The sequence below is a fragment of the Marivirga sp. genome (assembly GCF_051117495.1).
GTDB lineage: Bacteria > Bacteroidota > Bacteroidia > Cytophagales > Cyclobacteriaceae > Marivirga.
In genome coordinates this window covers 510931-531783 of sequence record NZ_JBNPEF010000004.1, presented here as the reverse complement: position 1 = coordinate 531783, position 20853 = coordinate 510931, and the positions used below count along the sequence as shown (strand labels likewise).

Annotated in this window: 20 protein-coding genes; 11 read left to right on the top strand and 9 right to left on the bottom strand. The window is 34.2% G+C overall.

Features of this window, described 5'->3' with window-relative positions; translation table 11 throughout:
• Positions 1-88: 88 nt before the first annotated feature.
• Genes ACFE0M_RS03435 through ACFE0M_RS03420 form a run of 4 tightly spaced genes read right to left on the bottom strand, consistent with a single transcriptional unit; the run spans position 89 to position 3571 of the window.
• A complete protein-coding gene (locus tag ACFE0M_RS03435; RefSeq protein ID WP_434544340.1) occupies positions 89-904 on the bottom strand; it encodes a glycosyltransferase in 816 nt (271 codons plus the stop codon).
• Entirely contained in the window at positions 901-1998 is a 1098-nt protein-coding gene (locus ACFE0M_RS03430; protein ID WP_434544339.1) for a glycosyltransferase, read from the bottom strand. Before ACFE0M_RS03430 ends, ACFE0M_RS03435 begins: the two co-directional genes overlap by 4 nt.
• Positions 1995-2759, bottom strand: a complete 765-nt coding sequence (locus ACFE0M_RS03425; RefSeq protein WP_434544338.1) for a glycosyltransferase family 2 protein — start codon at positions 2757-2759, stop codon at positions 1995-1997. The genes ACFE0M_RS03430 and ACFE0M_RS03425 overlap by 4 nt, the downstream gene beginning before the upstream one ends.
• Positions 2756-3571, bottom strand: a complete 816-nt coding sequence (locus ACFE0M_RS03420; RefSeq protein ID WP_434544337.1) for a hypothetical protein — start codon at positions 3569-3571, stop codon at positions 2756-2758. The genes ACFE0M_RS03425 and ACFE0M_RS03420 overlap by 4 nt, the downstream gene beginning before the upstream one ends.
• 226 nt (positions 3572-3797) lie before the next feature.
• On the opposite strand from ACFE0M_RS03420, the gene ACFE0M_RS03415 reads away from it, so the two are divergent.
• The 7 genes from ACFE0M_RS03415 (at position 3798) to ACFE0M_RS03385 (ending at position 10264) form a co-directional block, all read left to right on the top strand.
• Positions 3798-4739, top strand: a complete 942-nt coding sequence (locus ACFE0M_RS03415; RefSeq protein WP_434544336.1) for a glycosyltransferase family 2 protein — start codon at positions 3798-3800, stop codon at positions 4737-4739.
• Positions 4740-4823: 84 nt separating this feature from the next.
• Entirely contained in the window at positions 4824-5396 is a 573-nt protein-coding gene (locus ACFE0M_RS03410; RefSeq protein WP_434544335.1) for a sigma-70 family RNA polymerase sigma factor, read from the top strand.
• Positions 5397-5469: 73 nt separating this feature from the next.
• Complete coding sequence (locus ACFE0M_RS03405; protein WP_434544334.1) at positions 5470-5730, top strand: anti-sigma factor family protein; 261 nt, start codon at positions 5470-5472, stop codon at positions 5728-5730.
• Positions 5727-6305 carry a guanylate kinase gene (gmk, locus tag ACFE0M_RS03400; RefSeq protein WP_434544333.1) on the top strand — a complete coding sequence of 193 codons (579 nt, stop codon included), beginning with the start codon at positions 5727-5729 and terminating at the stop codon, positions 6303-6305. The genes ACFE0M_RS03405 and gmk overlap by 4 nt, the downstream gene beginning before the upstream one ends.
• Positions 6306-6339: 34 nt before the next feature.
• A complete protein-coding gene (locus ACFE0M_RS03395; RefSeq protein WP_434544332.1) occupies positions 6340-6747 on the top strand; it encodes an endonuclease domain-containing protein in 408 nt (135 codons plus the stop codon).
• Positions 6748-6943: 196 nt separating this feature from the next.
• Positions 6944-7522, top strand: a complete 579-nt coding sequence (gene nadD, locus ACFE0M_RS03390) for a nicotinate (nicotinamide) nucleotide adenylyltransferase (RefSeq protein ID WP_434544331.1) — start codon at positions 6944-6946, stop codon at positions 7520-7522.
• Positions 7523-7591: 69 nt separating this feature from the next.
• Positions 7592-10264: a DUF5686 and carboxypeptidase regulatory-like domain-containing protein gene (locus tag ACFE0M_RS03385; RefSeq protein WP_434544330.1), complete on the top strand. Its 2673-nt coding sequence runs from the start codon at positions 7592-7594 to the stop codon at positions 10262-10264.
• Between the two features lie 5 nt (positions 10265-10269).
• On the opposite strand, the gene ACFE0M_RS03380 is transcribed toward ACFE0M_RS03385, so the two are convergent.
• From ACFE0M_RS03380 to rplU, 3 genes are all read right to left on the bottom strand, one after another.
• Positions 10270-12417: an ATP-binding protein gene (locus ACFE0M_RS03380; RefSeq protein WP_434544329.1), complete on the bottom strand. Its 2148-nt coding sequence runs from the start codon at positions 12415-12417 to the stop codon at positions 10270-10272.
• A gap of 299 nt (positions 12418-12716) precedes the next feature.
• Positions 12717-12974, bottom strand: coding sequence for a 50S ribosomal protein L27 (gene rpmA / locus ACFE0M_RS03375; protein WP_434544328.1), 258 nt, complete (start codon positions 12972-12974; stop codon positions 12717-12719).
• Positions 12975-12982: 8 nt separating this feature from the next.
• Entirely contained in the window at positions 12983-13294 is a 312-nt protein-coding gene (gene rplU / locus ACFE0M_RS03370; RefSeq protein WP_085518802.1) for a 50S ribosomal protein L21, read from the bottom strand.
• 290 nt (positions 13295-13584) lie between these two features.
• Here rplU and ACFE0M_RS03365 point away from each other — a divergent pair, with 290 nt between their 5' ends.
• From ACFE0M_RS03365 to ACFE0M_RS03355, 3 genes are all read left to right on the top strand, one after another.
• Complete coding sequence (locus tag ACFE0M_RS03365) at positions 13585-14091, top strand: hypothetical protein (protein WP_434544327.1); 507 nt, start codon at positions 13585-13587, stop codon at positions 14089-14091.
• Between the two features lie 369 nt (positions 14092-14460).
• Positions 14461-15456: a ribonucleoside-diphosphate reductase small subunit gene (locus ACFE0M_RS03360; RefSeq protein ID WP_434544326.1), complete on the top strand. Its 996-nt coding sequence runs from the start codon at positions 14461-14463 to the stop codon at positions 15454-15456.
• 157 nt (positions 15457-15613) lie between these two features.
• Entirely contained in the window at positions 15614-18091 is a 2478-nt protein-coding gene (locus ACFE0M_RS03355) for a ribonucleoside-diphosphate reductase subunit alpha (protein ID WP_434544325.1), read from the top strand.
• A 98-nt stretch (positions 18092-18189) separates the two neighbouring features.
• On the opposite strand, the gene ACFE0M_RS03350 is transcribed toward ACFE0M_RS03355, so the two are convergent.
• Both ACFE0M_RS03350 and ACFE0M_RS03345 read right to left on the bottom strand, forming a co-directional pair.
• Entirely contained in the window at positions 18190-18984 is a 795-nt protein-coding gene (locus ACFE0M_RS03350) for a helix-turn-helix transcriptional regulator (RefSeq protein WP_434544324.1), read from the bottom strand.
• Positions 18968-19681, bottom strand: coding sequence for a response regulator transcription factor (locus tag ACFE0M_RS03345; RefSeq protein ID WP_434544323.1), 714 nt, complete (start codon positions 19679-19681; stop codon positions 18968-18970). The genes ACFE0M_RS03350 and ACFE0M_RS03345 overlap by 17 nt, the downstream gene beginning before the upstream one ends.
• A 129-nt stretch (positions 19682-19810) precedes the next feature.
• On the opposite strand from ACFE0M_RS03345, the gene ACFE0M_RS03340 reads away from it, so the two are divergent.
• A complete protein-coding gene (locus ACFE0M_RS03340) occupies positions 19811-20680 on the top strand; it encodes an alpha/beta hydrolase (RefSeq protein WP_434544322.1) in 870 nt (289 codons plus the stop codon).
• Positions 20681-20853 lie beyond the last annotated feature (173 nt).

The following is a 20853-nucleotide window of genomic DNA, read 5'->3' as shown; positions in this document are numbered from 1 at the left end:
TTTTAGGTAAACACAGGAAAAGCTATAGGGGAAAGTATTTTAGATATAGGCTGAAAAATTTTTTTGGTATAAAAAAATAGCCCTCTGGTCAGGATTTTATCCCGTAAGGAGTCTTAATGTATTGGTTGTCAACGGTTTCTTGAAGTAGTTTTAAATTTTCTTTTTCTCCACCGCGGCTTTGTTTCTTATGCCATAAATGAAATTGAATTAAGGCATATTTAGGTTTGAAAATTTCGTATCCACCGTTTTGAAGACGAGCCCTTATTTCTGTATCTTCACCAACACCAGGATGAATATAGCGCTCATCGAATCCATTGATATTCATTAGTATTGCTTTAGAAAGCGAAAAATTACAACCTAAAATTCCTTTTTTATTTGAGCCTAATTTTTCATTCAACCATCTGTTTGAAATTCTAAATCCAGCTTCCGCTTTTCGGGTATCACCATCAAAACTATTGATTAAAGCCTGTAGCCATAAGTTTTCAAAAGCGCTTGATTGGATATAATTTTCAGATATTTTTTTGCTCAATTGATCTGATAATTCAACTCGCCTTCCTACCACAACCCTGTTTTCTTTCGCGTATTTAATATGGTCTTCTATAAAATGAATGGCAGGAACGCAGTCTCCATCAATAAAGATTATATAGTCTGAATCAGCTTTGAGAATAGATTTATTGAGAATTTTCGTTTTATTAAACCCATTATCAGGGTGCCATACATGTTTGATGCTAAGATCAGACTGCTTTATGATTTCTTCTAATTCATTTACTGCCTCTTCATTTGAACCGTCATCAGAAATAATCACTTCAAAATCAGGAAAAGTCTGTCTTTCTAATGCCGCAAGTATCAATTGTAATTGATCAACTCGGTTATAAAAGGATATAATGATGGAAGCTTTTTTCACTTTTCTGATTTTATTTCTTGATACAAATTCAAATACTTTTCAGCCATTGATTTTGTGTTAAACTGCAAGGAATATGTATATGCATTTTTGATAAGTTGCTTTTGTAATTTTTTATCTTTTTTCAACTGAAACAAATCTTCAGCCAAATTTTTGAAATCCTTAATATTGGAGGTTAGGCCTGTTTCCAGATTCCTTACCAATTCAGGAATGCCTCCGGCCTTTGTAGCTACCACCGGTACTTTAGAAGCAAAAGCATCTATAACACTGGTGCCCAATCCTTCTGTTTTTGAACTAATAAAGAAAATATCCAATGATGGTAATACCTCTTCGATATTTTTTTGAAAGCCTGTGAAAATGAAATATTCTTCAAGCTTTCGGTTTTTAACATAATCCTTGATTTCTTTTTCTAATTCACCCTTTCCAATGACAAAAAACTTCACTTTTTGATCGAAATTCTGCACATAATATTGGGCACTATCCACAAAAGTATAATAATCTTTATGGGGAGCAATGGCACTTGTATTCCCGATTAAAGTGATCTCATCAGCAATATTATACTTCTTTCGCAGAAAATCATTTCCAATATAAGGCTCAAACTTTTTATGATTGATTGCACTGTATATGGTCATGCATTTTTCCCTTTGCTTTGTGGTCTTTAGTACGATTTCTTTTATGGCATCTGAAACACAAACGATTTTTTTAATTTTAGGAAAGGTGTATTTGTGCTTGGAAATAAAGTTGTTTTTTAATTCAAAATCTACTCTTCTGGTTAAAACGACAGGTGTTTTATTGCCCAATAAATAAGATAAATAGGCCGTTCCATGGGAATGAGAACTATGAGCATGTACAATATCAATTGATAAATTTTTACATAATTTTTTAAGACCAATGCCTGATTTTACATCAGTTGAATTTTTCATCTTCAAAGTATAATGCTCCCAGCCTTTATCAATACAAAGCGCTTCGAATCTTGAGTCGGGCTTGCAGGCCACAATCGGTTTAATCCCCATTTTATCTAATTCTTCAATTAGGTAAGCAATTTGTTGCTCCCCTCCCCGCCAACTTGATTCAGAACTTAGATGAAGGATATTCATTTTTTAGATTTAAACTGTTTGTATTTAGCGTATTTTAAAAATTTTGCCTGCGCTGAAATTACCGCAATGGTTAAACCATAAAAACCATCCAAAAATCCTAGTTGTAAAATATATCTTTTGATAAAAATAAAAGGAGGATCAAATATCATTTTGAAAGTGGCTGAAGGTTTTTTCTTGGAATTAAATAATTGAAGAGCTGCAATTTCAGAAAATTTATTGACTTGATTAATATGTGCGCTTAAGCTAGCAATGGTATAGTGTAATAAATTTGAATTGAGCTTGCCTGATTGAATGCCATTATCCAAAATGACTCTATCATGTGGGTTATGACCTCCCCATTTGCCCATTTTCCTGTTCCATAACCTCACCTTCCTATCAGGATACCAACCACTATGCCTGATCCATTGTCCACAATAATTGTTTAATCGAGGCATTGAATAGGCTTGAAATTTATCTTCCGTCTTAGATTTTATATTCTCTATTTCAGTTTTCAAATTATCGCTTAAGCATTCGTCAGCATCCAAAGAAAGTATCCATTCATGCTCTGCTTGCTGAATGGCAAAGTTTTTCTGTTCAATATGCCCTTTAAATTCATTTTTAATAAATCTGACCTGATCAAATGAACTACATATTTTCTCTGTTTGATCAGTGGAATAGCTATCCACCACCACGATTTCATCAGCGACTTCAAGCACAGAATCTATGCATCTTTTGATATTTTCTTCCTCGTTAAAGGTTATAATGGTAGCACTTATCTTCATGCCGAATATATTTTAGCAAATTCAATGCATTTTCGCCAATCATCCTGATAAAATTCCGCCACCTTTTTTTGATGGTTTGAATTGACTAAAGTTGCTGATTTAGATCTGGGAATTAATTGAGCACCATAAAGCACCAAATGATTTATGAGCCATTTTGAACGATAAACGATAAATGTTATCACTCTATTGGCATAATGAGTTTCCTGATCTTTATTAATTGGGCTGTATTTCTTGACTAATCTCAACTGGTGATCACTATAAGCGGAATGTTTAGGTTTCAGGTTAATATCATGGAGTGAAAATTCGGCCTTTAAATAATGTGCGATTTTATTTAGAAATTCTTCGGGATCTTTCCTTAAATCCTCATGAAATAAAACCAAAGGCTTTTTAGTAAAACTTTCTTTTATAAACTCGAGCATAGGATAAAAATACAAGTCCTTTTGTTTCCAAGCCCCATTATCATTATCCAAATCTATAAATTCTTTAAAATCTTGTTTGCCTCCGTTTTTAACATACCTCCTGTATTGGGAAGCAATCCAGTTGTCATGCCTTCTTAGAATGATAATTATATTTGTGTCTTTAGAAAGATCAGCTATTTTCTGGGTTTCGGTATAAAATTGTCTGTCAAATTCCCTAGAGAACAAGTATCTGTCATACTGCCCTTTTTTCACTATTTTTGGAAAAAATCTGTAGATGTTCGAGGGGGTATAGTGGATACCTCTTAATTTTGGGAAAAATCGAGATTGCAAAAAAGTAGATGCGGTTTTACCAAGACCAACATGAAAATAGAGTTCTTGATTACGGGAATTCATATATTTCCAAGATTTGTAAGAAAAGTGAAATACGAAATTACTTAAAATTTAAGAAATTGAGTAATTCTATTTTGGCAAGTTTAAAATATAGATGAAAGCTGTCAGGTTTTAAAAAATTACAGTATTATCGATTGTAATGTTTTTTATTAATAGCGGTCAATAACCTGACAGATTTTGATCATTGTGCTGATGTCAAAAAGTAAGTAAAATTTAAAATATAAGCTAGATGAAAATTAGTGGCTTTACCATGGTAAAGAATGCAGGTAAGCTGTATTACCCAATTAAGGAGTCTATCGCTTCAATATTGGACATAGTGGATGAATTTGTGGTGGCATTGGGCGATTGTGATCCTGACGATAATACCAGGGAACTGATTTTATCATTGGGGAGTCCCAAAATCAAGATAATTGATACGGTTTGGGATACTGAAAAATATCCAAGAGGCATGGAAAATGCCCATCAAACCGATATTGCAAAAGAAGCCTGCACAGGTGATTGGCTGTTTTACCTACAAGCAGACGAACTAGTGCATGAAAAATACCATGCTGAAATTGTGGAGAAATGCAAAATGTACCTTGAGGATGAACGTGTAGAAGGATTTTTGTTCAAATACATTCATTTCTGGGGCGACTATAATCATTTCCAGCATGAACATGGATGGTATCCTTGGGAGATAAGAATTGTCAGAAATAAAAAAGATATTCATAGTTGGAAATCGGCACAATCATTTAGAAGGATTCCGAATTTTGATGGAATTAATTATAGAGTGAAAGAAGGCACTTATAAATTGGGAGTGAAAAAATTAGATGCCTATATCTATCATTATGGTTGGGTTCGTCCTCCCAAATTGATGACCAAAAAATCCGCTTCCTTAAGTAAGATTCATTCCAATAAAGTGGATGAAAATGATTTTCAAAAGCCAAAAAGTTTTGATTATGGCTTCATGTTAAGATTTCCAGAGTTCAAAGGTACACATCCTCAAGTTCTACAAGACTGGATAAAAACAATGGATTGGCAGGATGAATTAAATTTTACTACCAAAACAAAACTGGATCATGACGTTTCCAATACTAAAAAGTTGAAAAAGCAATTATTGACTTGGGTGGAGAATAATATTTTAGGAGGGAAGAAATTATTTACAACAAAAAATTATAAATTAATAAAATAGCTTCTTAACTGTGTGCTGAAAAACATAACCTTCTCTCTATTTTTTGGTTATATACAATAATTAAACTATTCTGTGGGAGAGCGCATGTCATACGAAAGCAAAGATAAAAAAAGAGTATTCAATGAGGAATTTATGCCTCATATTGATGCGATGTATAATTTCGCCTTTAGGCTTACTTTAGATGAGGACGATGCCAAAGATTTGGTGCAAGAAACCTTTATGAAAGCCTATAGATTTATCAATTCTTTTGAAACGGGAACCAATGCCAAAGCTTGGCTGTTTCGAATCTTGAAGAATAGTTTTATTAACAATTACAGAAAGAAAAGTAAACAGCCTAATAAGGTTGATTACCAAGAAGTAGAGACTTTCTACAATTCTGATTCTGTGAATGAAAATATTACCACTGACCTAAGGGTGGAAACTGTTCAGCATTTAATTGGAGATGAAATCACCAATGCACTCAATTCATTGGATGTAGATTTCAGAACAGTTATTATTTTGTGTGATTTGGAAGGCTTCACTTATGAGGAAATGGCCAAAATTTTAGATATTCCCATTGGAACCGTAAGAAGTAGATTGCACAGGGCAAGGAATTTATTAAAAGAGAAATTAAAACAATATGCTAGTTCCTTAGGCTATAAGGATAAACGAAAATAATTGAAAGAGATTTTTAGTAGAAGAAAACATTAGGCATATTTGCAAAGAAAAGGGTAACCGCCATAATTTTTTAATGAACAAGCAAACCATGGAAGTTGAGCAAAAACAAGCGTGTACTGAATTATTACAATTAGTAATTGATGGACAAGCAACGCCAGAACAACATCAAACATTAATGCAACATTTAGAAAAATGTGAGGATTGCAGAGAAGAATATCTATTAAGTAAGACTATCAAAGACAGTCTCAAAAATCACATCAAACCCAATAATTCCCCTACAGGCTTAGCCAACTCTATTCAAAGTAAAATTTCCGAAACCGCTTCCTTAAAATGAAAAAAAACGGTAAAGCCATTATCTTTTCGGCTCCATCAGGGGCTGGTAAAACTACTATCGTACAACATTTATTAGATAAACATCCCGAGCTAGGATTCTCTATTTCTGCCTGCACGCGAGATAAAAGAGGAAGAACTGAAGTAGATGGGGTTGATTATTATTTCCTGACCGTGGAAGAATTCAAAAAGCGTATTGATAAAGATGAGTTTGTGGAGTGGGAGGAGGTTTATGAAGGCAATTTTTATGGTACGCTAAAAGAAGAAGTCCAAAGAATTTGGGATGCTGGTAAAGCGGTTATTTTCGATGTGGACGTCAAAGGAGGACTCAAACTTAAAAAGTACTTTGGTGATGATGCCTTGGCTGTTTTTGTGAAAGTCCCATCACTTGAGGTATTAGAAGAAAGATTGAAAAACCGAAATTCTGAGTCTTCATCCAGTTTATCCCAAAGACTCTATAAAGCCAAATTTGAAATGACTTTTGAAAAAGAGTTTGATGTTACCTTAGTCAACGAGGATTTGGAGACATCCCTCAAAAAAGCAGAGGACATGGTGGCTGATTTTATTGAAAAATCTTAAATAGCTGTATATTTTAAGTAAAATTCGTATTGTTTTGACCAAAAATAAAATCATACCCTATCAACCATATCTTAAGGATTTGGCTAGAAGATTAAGAAAAAATAGCACTTTGTCCGAAATATTGCTGTGGGAGCAAATTAAAGGTAGGAGATTGGGTTATCAGTTTCATAGGCAGGTTCCGATGGATTGTTATATTGTGGATTTCTATTGTCATGAATTAATGTTAGCAATTGAAATAGATGGTTCTTCACATGATTACGAAGAGGCAATTCAACTTGATTTTGAAAGACAGAAAAGGCTTGAGAGTTTCGGGGTAAATTTTTTAAGGTTTGATGATTTGGATGTTAAGCACAGCATAGAATATGTCATAAATTCAATTTTGGATTATATTAACGAATTGGGACACCCCCCTTCGCCCCCCTCAAGGGGGGAGTCGCAATGATCAAAAAGGATATGCTTGATTAAAAATCACTGCAAATATTTTATTTGGTGGTGGAGAAATATTAAAATGTAATATATGCAAATTTAAATCTGTGAGACTATCCCCTTGAGGGGATTATAGGGGTGTTACTTGAGTTAATAGAGGTGTAATTTATCATAGCTTCTTATGGAAATTTTGAAAATTAAATCAAACCTAAATGAATAAAGACATAGGCCTATTTTTTGGTTCTTTTAACCCCATTCATGTGGGGCATTTGATTATTGCCAATACCATGTTGGAGGAGCCGGATGTAGATGAAGTTTGGTTTGTAGTGTCTCCGCAAAGTCCATTCAAAAAACAGAATTCCTTAGCTCATGAATTTGATCGTTATGATCTGGTACAATCGGCTATTGCCGATAATTTTCATATGAAGGTAACGGATATTGAATTCAATATGCCCAAACCAAGTTATACTTGCGATACCTTAGCCTATCTGACCGATCAAAACCCCAATCATCATTTTAGATTAATTATTGGGGAAGATAATTTGAAGAGTTTCCCAAAATGGAAAAATAGTGATGTAATCTTAAGGGATTACGGCTTGTTGGTTTACCCTAGGCCAAATGCTAAAAAATCATCATTGGAAAATCATGAAAATGTACGTTTTGTGGAAGCACCGATGATGGATATATCTGCGACCTTTATCAGAAAATCCATAAAAAATAATCGTTCGGTGAAATATTTAGTGCCCGAAGAGGTTTTAGATAGGATAAAAGGCAAAAAGCTTTATATGTGATTTTTTTCATTTAAGCTTCTATTATAAATCTTTACTTTAATATCTTGAACCTTCATTTGAACCCACTATATGAAAAAACTATTTACTACCTTTCTTTTATTAGGATTAATATTTCAAATCAAAGCACAAGGGGTTAGGGGAGTCGTTTATGGAGATGATGGGGAAATATTGCCTTTTGCTACCATCTATGTGGAAGAAACGGGCTCAGGCACATCTACCAATCAAGAAGCTTATTACGAATTACAGTTAAAAGAAGGAAACTACACACTACAGTTTAAGTTTGTGGGTTATGAAACAGTAAGAAAAGATATTACTGTTAAGAATGAAAATATCAGACTGGATGTGATTTTACCAAAACAAAGTCTGTTATTGGATGAAGTAACCACTACAGCCAAAGCCACTGATCCTGCAAATTGGATGATGAGAAAGGCCATCGCAAAAAGTAGTTATCACCGTCAGCAAATTGATGCTTACTCCGCCACAGTTTATGTGAAAGGAAAAGGTAGGGTGACCGATATCCCATTCTATTTGACTAGTATGTTAAAAAAAGAAGGGATAGACACGGAAACCATGATAATTACAGAATCTGTGAGTGAGGTGAGTTATCGCAGACCCAATCAGTTTTCTGAAAAAGTGATATCTGTATATGCTTCCAAAAAGACAGATTTTAATGCCAACCCTATGCGTTTCATAGCGGGAAGTTTTTATCAAGATGAAATTGCCTCCGTTATTTCCCCGCTTTCTTCCAAGGCCTTTCGATATTATCGATTTAAACATCTTGGTGCTTTTATGGATGGTGAATATTTAATCAATAAAATTAAAGTCATCCCAAAAGTACCTGCCCCAAATGTATTTGAAGGGGAAATTCAGTTAGTGGAAGAAGATTGGGCATTATTTAGGGTAGATTTGGATGCTCAAATTGAATTGGGAATTCAGGTAAGAATACAACAAGTTTACCAAAATATTAATGAGTTAGCTTGGATGCCTATAACCCATCAATTTGATGTTGATGGCAAGTTGATGGGAGTAGGCTTTGAAGGAAAATACTTGGCTTCCATGAGTAAATACAATATTGAATTGAATCCTGCATTGCCAAGAAATATCAAAATTTTGGATAAAGACGATGCTGAACAAGGGAAAATGACAGAGGATATTATAGAGGAGGCAAATGAATTGGTCAAGACCGAAAAGAAAGAAAAAGTAGTGGTGAAATCTGAGGATTTGGCAGACATCATGAACGACTATAAAAAATCACAACAAGATTCATTGGCCAAACAAGATATCATTGGTATTTATGATTATAAAGTTGACTCCTCCGCCTTTAATCAAGATTCCAATTTTTGGGCGCAAATACGCCCTATCCCATTATCTAAAGATGAGACCAGAGGCTATGCCAAGATTGACAGTTTGAATACTCTGATAGAAGAAGATTTATCGAAAGATTCTGTTAAGTCGGTTAAAAAATCATCCTTTCAAATTACTGATATTCTAGTAGGAGGAAATTATCGATTAGATAGTGCAAGTAAACTTTACTTTAAAATTTATAATCCCTTTTTAAATATTCATTATAATACAGTAGAAGGTTTTAATATTGATTATAGTATCGGCCTGAAGAAGTTTATTCCCATAAAATTTGATACCACTCTAAAAAAGGATGAGGTTGATAGAAGTTATTTTTATCGGAACTCCTATGCATTGTTAAAACCGACTGTTCGTTATTCAGTTGCTCGAAATAAATTCATTGGGAAAGTATTGGCCAAATATCAATTCAAAACAGGTGATATATCCTTTAGGATAGGGCGTTATGTGGATCAGTTTAATGATGCCCCTGCCGTCATACCGCTTCTAAATACAAGCTTTTCTACTATATGGGAACAGAATTTCATGAAGCTTTATGAAAAGGATTTCATGAAGTTAAATTATGAAAGGAGATTCTCTACTAAATTGGGAATGTCTGCCGAATTGGAATATGAAGAAAGAAAGAGACTCAATAATAATACAGATTTTAAAACAATTGACTGGAAACGGGAATTTACGCCTAATTTTCCTGTCAATATAAATCCTATTGATGATTTTGATGGACAGACTGCACTTACAGCCAATGTGAAATTTTATTATAAGCCTTTTGTAAAGTACGTGATTCGAAATGGCATAAAAAGACCTGTGACTCAACGGCCAACTCGCTTTACTTTAGAATACTATAAAGGCTTTAAAAACCTGGCGGGAAGTGATGTGGATTTTGACCGATTGGTAGTGGGCTATAAGGACGAATTCGATTTTGGAGCGAAAGGTAAAACCTATTTTAATACTAATATTGGGGCTTTTCTCAATAATAAGAATCTGGGCTTTATGGATTATGCCCATTTTCCGGGCAATAGAGCATTCATTACCCAAAATGATCCCGTGGAATCCTTTAGATTACTAGACTACTATAGATTCAGCACCGATCAGTTTTATGCACAAAATTTCATTTTTCATCGATTTAGAAAATTTTTGGTTACACAAATTCCCGCTACCCGATTCTTAGGCTTAAAAGAAGGTGCATTCCTAAATTATCTTTATACGCCAGATAGTAATAATTATACTGAATTAGGCTATTCTTTAGATGGCATCCTAAAATTTTTCCGTATTGAAGTGGCTACTCAATATGAAAATATGCAATATAAAGGTTGGGGAGTAAGGGTAGGTATTTCCACTAGTTTAGGAGGTAATATTTCCGTTAATGTCCAGGATGATGAATGATTGAATTAGATGGATTTAGGCAGTTCAATTTCAAAAATTGTATGTTTATGGTTTTCGGGTTGGATATTGAAATCCCCGTTCAGTTTTTGAATGCATTGCTTAACTGTATAAAGCCCAATGCTAATATTTTCAAATTCGTTCTGAGCTTTTGAAAAACCCTTCATCAGTTTATTGCTTTCTTCATCAATTAGCTTCAGATCATATAATTTAAAGATCATACTGATGCTTTGAGGCTGATGGGTAACAGAGAACTCCATTTTGTAATCCTTAAGATTCTCACTTTTCATGAATTGTATGGAGTTTTGTAAAATATTGAAGACTATTAGCTTTATAATTGATTCATCGGAATAGAATAAAAAGTTATTTTTGATATCGATTTTGAGGTCAAATATTTTTATGTTTTCAATATAAATTACTTCGTTAAAGGCTTCCTGAACGATGGTTCGAAAATCTATTTGACTGTTTTCCAATGTTTTATCATGTAGTTCGCCAATTAATTTTAATTCTTCAATAATAACATTCAACCTCATGGCTGCTTTGTCCAACATACTGAAATAATTCAATGCTTTTGCATCTTCCACATCTTGTAAGGCTAAATCACAAATTCCCATTAACCGGACTATGGGGCCTTTAATGTCATGCGAGGATTTATATATAAAATTATCAAGTTCCAAACTTGTGGATTTAAGCCTTTCATTGACAGTTTTAAGTTCTATATTCCTTTTATCAACAGTACCTGCCAACTGTTCATTTAAAATTTCCAGCTCATCCTTTTGTTGGCTTATTACACTTTTGGCTCTTTCTAACTCCTTTAAATTGAGTTCCAGATATTCTTTTTGTGATTCTATCTCCTCTTTTTGAGCCTCAACTTTATCATTTTGCTTTTTGAGTGTGTTATTTATTTTTTTGTTTCTCTGGAAGATTAAAATCAATAAAATAGAAAATGGGGTGATCAAAATAAGTAGAGAAATGTAAACCAGATTTTGAAATCCTTTTTCTTTTAATGCGATTTCACTTTCTTGTAAAAGTCTCATATTTTCATTTTCCTTTAATTTCAAGTGAATGAGACTTAAATTTCTACCTAGTACATTTACATATAAAGAATCTTTGAGTTTTACATTCATCGCTAGTAATTCATTAGCTTTCTCTAAATTTCCTAACTTTTGATGAATCATGGCTTCCAATTCGTGAATTTTAATAACCAAATCCTGTGCCTTGATTTTGTTGGCTATTGAATCACTTTTCCCCAATAATAATAAAGACTCCTCGGGCTTTTCTTGCATGAAAGATAATTTCGCTAGCCATAAGTAAATTTCACCCATTCCTTTTTGGTCCTTAATAGATTCTCTTATCTCAAAAGACTTGTTTAGGTAATAGAGTGCTGAATCATATTTCTCCTTAAAAAGCATGACTTGCCCCATTCCATGAAGTGTTACAGCTTGCCAATTTCTATTTTCATGCATTTTGGTATATTTTAAGGAGGATTTAAAATACATTTCAGCTTTATCGATTTCAAGTTGCAATAAATGCGTATTCCCAATGTTATTTTGTGAATATATAATCAAATCATATTCTTTATTGTCTTGAGCTACTTTCAATCCCTTTTGGAAATAATTATGAGCACTGTCAAACATTAGCGCTTGTTGATAAACTAGGCCTATATTATTTAATGTATGTTCTAAGCCATATTTTACACCTAATTTTTTCTTCATTTCATAAGAACGCATCAAGTATTCCAATGCATTCTGATAATTTCCTAAGCTGATATTTACAAAACCAATATTATTCAAGGCATTGTGCATCAATATGGAATCATTAATTTGATTGGCAATTTCCAGTGCTCGGATGTTGTATTCCAATGCTTTTTCAAATTCTCCTTTATAATTAAATGTGCCTCCTAAAAGTCTTAAGGATTTTGAAATATTGACTTGATCATTTAATTTCTTGGAGATAAAAAGTGCTTGTTCAGCATATTTTTGGGCAGAATCAGGCTGGTTTAACCAATTATCAAATATCAATAAGTGGAGAACATCAATTTTCTCTCTGCCTTCTGCACTTGACAATAATTGTCTAAGGCTATCAGTTTTATTTGCACTTAATAATTGGATATTAATCAGTGAAACTAGGGCTATATATAAAAGTCTGACTTTCAATTCAATAACTTTATTTAAGAAGTCTGTTTAATATAATAAATAAATTGCTGATTTAATAGTTATTGTTTACAGCTGTAGGGGGAGTGTGGGTGTTTTAGATGTAATATGATTATGGCTATTACATTGCTTATCTTGTATCATTTAAAGATAGAGGGAGGCCTTATAGTGTTGGTAAATCCTGAATAATCACCTATTATTTTTAAAATATAAGAGTTATTACAGGAAGTTATAATTTATTGGATAAAAAAAAGCCTTTCAATTTGATTGAAAGGCTTTTTATATGAATTTTTCTTTTGCTCTTAACTTACAGGCTCAACAGAAACATAAGATCTGTCTTTTTTACCTCTTTTAAATTGAACCACTCCATCAGTAAGTGCAAATAAAGTATGATCTTTTCCCATACCCACATTGTTTCCTGGGTGATGGGAAGTACCACGCTGACGAACCAAAATATTTCCTGCTATTGCAGCTTGGCCACCATAAATTTTCACACCTAATCGTTTACTTTCCGATTCTCTTCCGTTTTTGGAACTACCCGCTCCTTTTTTGTGTGCCATGGTTTATATTATTTTGAAATTTTTTCGATTAAAACTTTTGTGAAATCTTGACGATGTCCATTTCTTTTCTTGTAGCCTTTTCTTCTTTTCTTTTTGAATACCACTACTTTATCGCCTTTAACATGACCAAGGATTTTCCCTGATACCTTAGCGCCCTTTACTAAAGGTGCACCTACTTCGACTTTTCCGTCATTGTCAACTAACAATACTTTGTCGAACTCTACGGAAGCGCCATCCTCACCCTCCATCTTTGGAGCGTAAACGAATTGGTCTTGCGTTACTTTGAACTGCTTTCCGGCTATGTTTACAATTGCGTACATTGAAATAATTGTTTATTAAGAATACTATTTCCCAAAAGGAATGCAAATATAGTGATTTTATTTATAGTTGCAAAAGCTTATCTAATATGGAGTGTATTTTCTCCTTTTTCTGTTCTACACATTTAATAAGCGTTAATTTATTCGCTTGAATTATCGATAAAAGCAAGCGGTACAAGTAATAAAAACGCCAATAAACTCATCATAGAATAATATAATGCTTGATATGCTTGCTTAAAACGCTTGAATTGCTTTGTTTTGTATGGTTCGTTAGTCTAATAAATATCAGCTTTATGAAAGTAAACATTCCTGAGAAATATACCGACCTATATGTAAAAGCTTTAGGAGACAAAAAGAAGGCTTTACAAATGAAAATTAATCAATTCAAATCGGAGATAGAAGAAATTGACAGTCACCTTGCGGCTTTGGTTAACCTTCCTCTTTTTCAGGAAAATGAAGCGCAGAACTTATTGCATCAGAAAACCAATACCTACCATGATCAATGGGCTTGGACCAAGAAAATCGCCTATTTTATTGATTTTAAGCGGAAATTAATCAAAACCAATGAAGTGGTTGATTTTATAATGGAAAAAGAGCCTGACCTGAACAAATCTAAAGTAAGGAGCTCAGTTTCAGCAGCATTATCCAATAAAATGAAGAAAGGGGTATATAGGAAATTCGAAGATCCGGTAACAGGCAACACTTACTACGGACCAGTAGCATTTTTTCTAAATCAACACGAGCCTCAGATTGAATTTATGCCTGAAGACTTGAAAGAGAGGTTGTTGTATAATAATTAAGTATGTAATAAAGTTCTTTTACCTCCATATTTTTGGTCGTTTATATGCTTGTACTTGTGGAAAACTTTCGCAACTTTTTTTAATGTTCGAATACAGCGAAAAATCCCCTAAGTATTGATGAGATAAAAGTACTTAAAACATTGAAAAACAGATAAATATGTACTTATCCACAACCTTCTGTCAGTAACTTTTTCTCCTTTGATTTTTCAGCTTTCTTCCTAATATTTGTAAGCACAGCCAGGAAAATAGGGATTAGAAAAAAGATTTTTGACTGCGTAATTTTTTTGATCTGCTTGAGTAATAATTCTTTAGCTTTTACCCTCCCTGTTTTCTGTTAAAGATTTATTAAAACTAAAAAATATTTCAAAGATGAGTGAAGTAAGCACATTCCAAGACGAACCGATTCTGAAAGAAAACAAAGACCGATTTGTATTATTCCCAATACAACATAAGGATATATGGGAATTCTATAAAATGGCGGAAGCGAGCTTCTGGACTGCGGAAGAAATTGATTTGAGTCAGGATCAAAAAGACTGGGAAAATCTGACGGATGGAGAAACACATTTTATAAAGCATGTTTTGGCCTTCTTCGCAGCAAGTGATGGGATCGTAAATGAAAACCTAGCAGAGAATTTTGTAGCAGAAGTTCAATATACGGAAGCTAAGTTCTTCTACGGTTTTCAAATTGCCATGGAAAATGTACACTCTGAAACCTACTCTTTATTAATTGACACTTATGTAAAGGATAATAAAGAAAAGAGTAGTCTTTTCAATGCAATTGAAACCATGGACTGTGTAAAGAAAAAAGCGGACTGGGCTTTGCGTTGGATTGATGAAGGAAATTATGCCGAAAGATTAATTGCTTTTGCCGCTGTGGAAGGCATTTTCTTTTCTGGAAGTTTTTGCTCTATCTTCTGGCTGAAGAAAAGAGGCTTGATGCCGGGTTTGACTTTCTCCAACGAATTAATTTCAAGAGATGAAGGATTGCACTGTGATTTTGCTTGTTTACTCTATAATAATCATTTAGTAAATAAATTATCCAAAGAGAAAGTAACCTCCATCATCACTGATGCGGTGGAAATCGAAAAAGAATTTGTTACTGATTCATTACCCGTAAAATTAATCGGAATGAATGCAGACTTAATGTGCCAATACATTGAATTCGTGGCAGACAGGTTATTGTCCGAATTAGAATGTGATAAAGTGTATGGATCCAGTAATCCATTCGACTTCATGGAAATGATTTCACTGCAAGGTAAAACCAACTTCTTCGAGAAAAGAGTAGGGGATTACCAAAAAGCAGGTGTAATGAAGAAAGAAGAAGATAGCGACAAAGCTAAATTTTCTTTAGACGAAGACTTCTAAGGAAATGACAGAAAATTTAACGCATAGATAGATTGTATTCAAGGCGTCATTCCTGCGGAAGCAGGAATCTCGTCCGAACAGAGTATAAGTACCATAAAACTAAAAGAGAGTTTCCCCGTCTGGGCGGGGGACGTGAACCCCATAAAATAAAAATAGCATGTTAGTTGTAAAAAGAGACGGTAGGAGAGAAACCGTTAAATTCGATAAAATTACCGCCCGCATAGAGAAACTATGCTACGGCTTAGATCTTAATTACATTCAGCCAATTGATGTGGCTAGAAAAGTAATCAATGGTATTTACGATGGCGTAACTACCCAAGAATTGGATAACCTAGCCGCTGAAACCGCTGCTTCTATGACGGTTAAGCATCCGGATTATTCTAAGCTTTCTGCTAGAATAGCCATTTCTAATTTGCATAAAACCACTAGTAAGTCTTTCAGCAATACTATGAAAAGACTTTACACTTATGTGGATGCAAAAACAGGTCAAAATGCACCTTTGCTTTCTACTGAAACTTATGGAATCATCAAAAAACACGCGGCCCAATTAGATTCTGCTATTATCTATGACCGTGATTTTGGCTATGATTTCTTTGGATTCAAAACTTTAGAGCGTTCATACCTAATGAAGGTGGACGGTAAAATTGTAGAGCGTCCGCAACATATGTTGATGAGAGTGGCGATTGGTATTCATGGGGAGGATATTGAATCAGCCATCAAAACTTATAATTTGATGTCTGAAAAGTGGTTTACGCATGCTACACCAACACTTTTCAATGCGGGTACTCCTAAACCACAATTATCATCATGTTTCTTATTGACTATTCAAGAAGATAGTATTGACGGAATTTATGATACCTTAAAGCAAACGGCTAAAATCTCTCAATCGGCCGGGGGTATCGGACTAAGCATTCATAACGTAAGGGCAACAGGATCATACATCAAAGGAACCGGTGGGGTTTCCAATGGTATTGTGCCGATGTTGAGAAACTTCGACATGACCGCTAGATATGTTGACCAAGGTGGTGGAAAAAGAAAAGGTAGTTTCGCTATTTACCTTGAGCCTTGGCATGCTGATATTTTCGATTTCTTGGATTTGAAAAAGAACCATGGAAAAGAAGAAATGCGTGCACGTGATTTATTCTACGCCATGTGGATGTCAGATTTATTCATGAAGAGAGTGGAAGCCAATGCAGAATGGACTTTATTTGATCCGAATGAGGCTCCAGGCTTGGATGAAGCTTACGGAGATGATTTTGAAAAGCTTTATGAGAAATATGAGCGAGAAGGAAGAGGCAGAAAAACCGTAAAAGCACAAGAATTGTGGTTCGAAATTTTAGAATCTCAAATAGAGACTGGAACGCCTTATATGTTGTATAAAGATGCGGCCAACAAAAAATCGAATCAGAAAAACTTAGGTACGATCAAGTCTTCAAACTTATGTACTGAGATTTTAGAATATACTTCTAAGGATGAAGTGGCGGTTTGTAACTTGGCTTCTATTGCATTGCCAATGTTTGTGCAAGAAGACGAAAACGGTCAGAAATTCTTTGACCACGATAAGTTATATGATATTACTTATACTGCTACAGTAAATTTGAACCGTGTTATTGATGTGAATTATTATCCTGTAAAGGAAGCTAAAACTTCCAATATGAGACACAGACCTATTGGGTTGGGTGTACAGGGATTGGCAGATGCTTTCATGTTATTGCGATATCCATTTGATTCTGAAGAATCAAGAAAATTGAATAAGGAAATTTTTGAGACCATTTACTTTGCGGCTATGACGGCTTCTAAAGATTTGGCTGTAAAAGAAGGCCCTTATGAAACTTATAAGGGTTCCCCAGTATCAAAAGGAATTTTCCAATTTGATATGTGGAATGTAGAGCCAACGGACAGATGGGATTGGACTACATTGAAGCAAGAAGTGAAGAAAAACGGTGTGCGTAACTCATTGTTAGTAGCGCCAATGCCAACCGCTTCTACTTCTCAGATTTTGGGTAATAATGAGTGCTTTGAGCCATATACTTCCAATATTTACACTAGAAGAACATTATCTGGAGAGTTTGTGGTAGTGAACAAGCACCTCATGCGTGACCTAATTGAAAGAGGCTTATGGAATGACGGTATGAAAAATAAACTGATTGCGGCCAATGGTTCAGTTCAGGATATTGCGGAAGTCCCTGCTGATTTGAAAGAGCTTTATAAAACAGTTTGGGAGATATCTCAAAAATCCATTATCGATATGGCGGCAGATCGCGGAGCTTATATCTGTCAATCGCAGAGTATGAACTTGTTCATGCAAGATCCTAACTTTGGTAAAATGACTTCTATGCATTTCTATGCTTGGAAGAAAGGACTTAAAACAGGTATGTACTACTTGAGATCGAAAGCGGCAACTAGTGCGATTCAGTTTACAGTAGATAAAAGCCAATTGGGCGAGCCGAAACCTGAAGCTCAACCGCAACAGGACATCACCCAAAATACGGATACCAAAGTGAACCGACCAAGCACTCCGCCTCAGGGTCAGGGGCCACAAGCCAGCAATGAAGATGATGTGGCAGCTTTAAAAGCAGCACAAGTAGCCTGCTCATTGGATAATCCGGATGATTGCGAGATGTGCGGGTCATAAAAGAAACTAGAGTCTAGAACCTAGATTGTAGATAGAAGATAATAAACACGCACTGTTTATTCATAACCGAAAGCCACCTGGGAAACTGGGTGGTTTTTTTAGTGAATACTTTGTGCAAAAGCTTTTAATTGATTTATATTTTTACATTTAGTTTTTTTATACAAATTAGTTCTGTGGGATTGAACTGTAAAGGGACTGATAAATAAAGACTCTGCTATAGTACCGCTATTCATGCCTACTCCATAACAAGATAAAATTTCATGTTCACGTTCGGTCAGAGTATCCATATCTATAAAATCTTGAGTGAAATGATTATACAGATGGTGACTTCCATTCCTTCTCAAATGAATAGATGCTCCAGGAAGTAAAATTGGATCTGGTTTTTTAATATGACTTATTTCTTGTGATATGGCTAATAATATCCGAAATTTCCCATCCCTATCAAGTGATAAAGTTATTAATTGATCTAAAATTCTTTTGAATTTGTAATGATCTCCAGTGATAATGCAATAATCAAAATTAGTGATCAAATTCAATCTATCATTTTTGGGCAATTTATGAGCATAATTCCAACTGGAAATAATCATTTCTTTCAAAAACTTATCATTCTCAGGCGCCCGGAAATCGTGATATCCTTTCAGTCCAAATTGGTAAAAATAATCTTGGGGATACCCAGTAATTTGTTGGCAATTCTCCGATATGTATAGGTATTGTCCTGTACTACAGTCATTTATAGAATAATAGGTAGGGCCAAATTTATTACTGTAAAGGTTGATTAAATTATTTAGGTTGTGCAATATGGCCTTTGTGTCACATTGATTGATATGCCTTTTTCCCACATCCATTAAATTATAAAGGTATTCGCTATTCTTTTTGTTAAAGGGTAGCTGCATATTCTTTTCTTTTAATGTTTTTTCGGTGGGTAGAAACCGTTTCTTTGCTTAAACCTAAGTTGATGGCAATTGCCCTACTCGATAAGCCGTTAGCCAATAGTTTTTTTATTTCCAGTTCGCGTTTAGTGAATTGGGCTTCTCGCATGCCTATATCAGTCGTCTCTTTTGTGATTATCGACCCAGTCTTGCGATTTAAGATTGTAAATAATGGATTTGAGTATTGATTACAACCTAATGAACTGATAAAGGTATTACGCTGCAATATAATCTTAGGGGTCAATTGTTTGCTTAATGCTAGGATTTCAAAATTGAATAATATTTTACCACTTTGCTTTGAGGGAATCTTCCCCTGACAAAGCAATTGAAAAGATAAATTGAATGGATTAAGGTAATACTGGTGGTAAGGGAAATTATATATACGGGAAACAAATTTTTCTATAATTTTTAGTTCAGTATCAGAAATAATGTCACGACTGACAGATGTATTGCTGGAATGTACAAGATCCAGCCTTTCAATTTTATCTGCAGTTGTGTAAATCGGTTGATAAGGATCGATCGTGTACATGCTAAAATTACTCTTAAAGCCTACCAGTTTATTGGATTCCCTTAGGATAATTTGTTCTATCCAATCATTCAAATTGTTTTGGATACAGATTTTTCGCTTTTGATATCTCGAATAATTGATAGGGTCAATCATAAGAAAAAAAGTCTGTTAAAATCAATTTACTAAAAAATGGGTATTGAGTGCAAATCATGCAACTATTAACTTGGAAATCAAAAGTTTACGGGATATTGTAAACACTTTTTCAAATAAAAACTATTGATTATGAAATTGAGATATTTTTTAACAAGCGCTATGTTAGTATGTATGATTTGTAATTTGTCTTATTCACAGGAAAAAGATAAAGTCAAAGAAATGTTTTCAAAAATGGATCCTCAGTATGAAGGGACAATAGACGTAAGGTATTTATATGATGAAGAAGATAGCATACCCTATAAGGTTTCTATTTTTTTACCTCCTGCTTATGGAGTAAAGGATAAAACATATCCACTACTTGTGTTGACGGATGATTTTTATTCTTTTGACCTATCTGTTGGGATTTTTACGGCTATGTGGATATTTAATCAAGTAGAAGAAGTGATTGTAGTGGGTATAGATTATACAAAGCGAAATTTTGTAGAAGCGCAAAGGGCGAGGATTACAGAAATGACCCCTACTTTTGCAAAAGAAATAGAAAATTCAGGACAGGCGAAAGATTTTGCGTCATTTTTAGATGCGAATCTCATCCCATATATGGATCGAAACTATACGATTGATGCTGATGATAAAGCTTTTTATGGTCATTCAATTGGTGGGCTTTTCGGTGTGTATTTGGCAATTGAATATCCTGATTTATTTGAGAAATTAATTATTGGAAGTCCATCGCTCTTTTGGGATAACAAAATAATATTTGAGAGTTTAAAGGAGGAAGAGAAATGGAAGGATTCAGACCTTGATATTGTCACATTTGTGGGAGCCTCGGAAAGTGAAAATATGATCGCAAACTGGAAAGAATGGAAGGCTATTATAGAAAATAGTAGTGCTGAAAACATTAATATTCATAGTGAAATATTTGAGGATAGAGGACATGCAGGAACTACAGTAGATGGTTTATATGAAGGGATTCGATATTTATATGGGGTTAGAAAGGAATAGTTTGTTGTCATTTTTGTTTAGTTAACACTTGTCTTAAATCACAAATCTTAATTTAAGATTGCAAAAATTAAACCTCTTTTAACTAAGGCAATTTTCATCTCCAATCGGAAAGAGATGTTCTATAATCATTAGTTGCTCAACTGAATAGGATTAGGGATGTCTTGATTTATTGC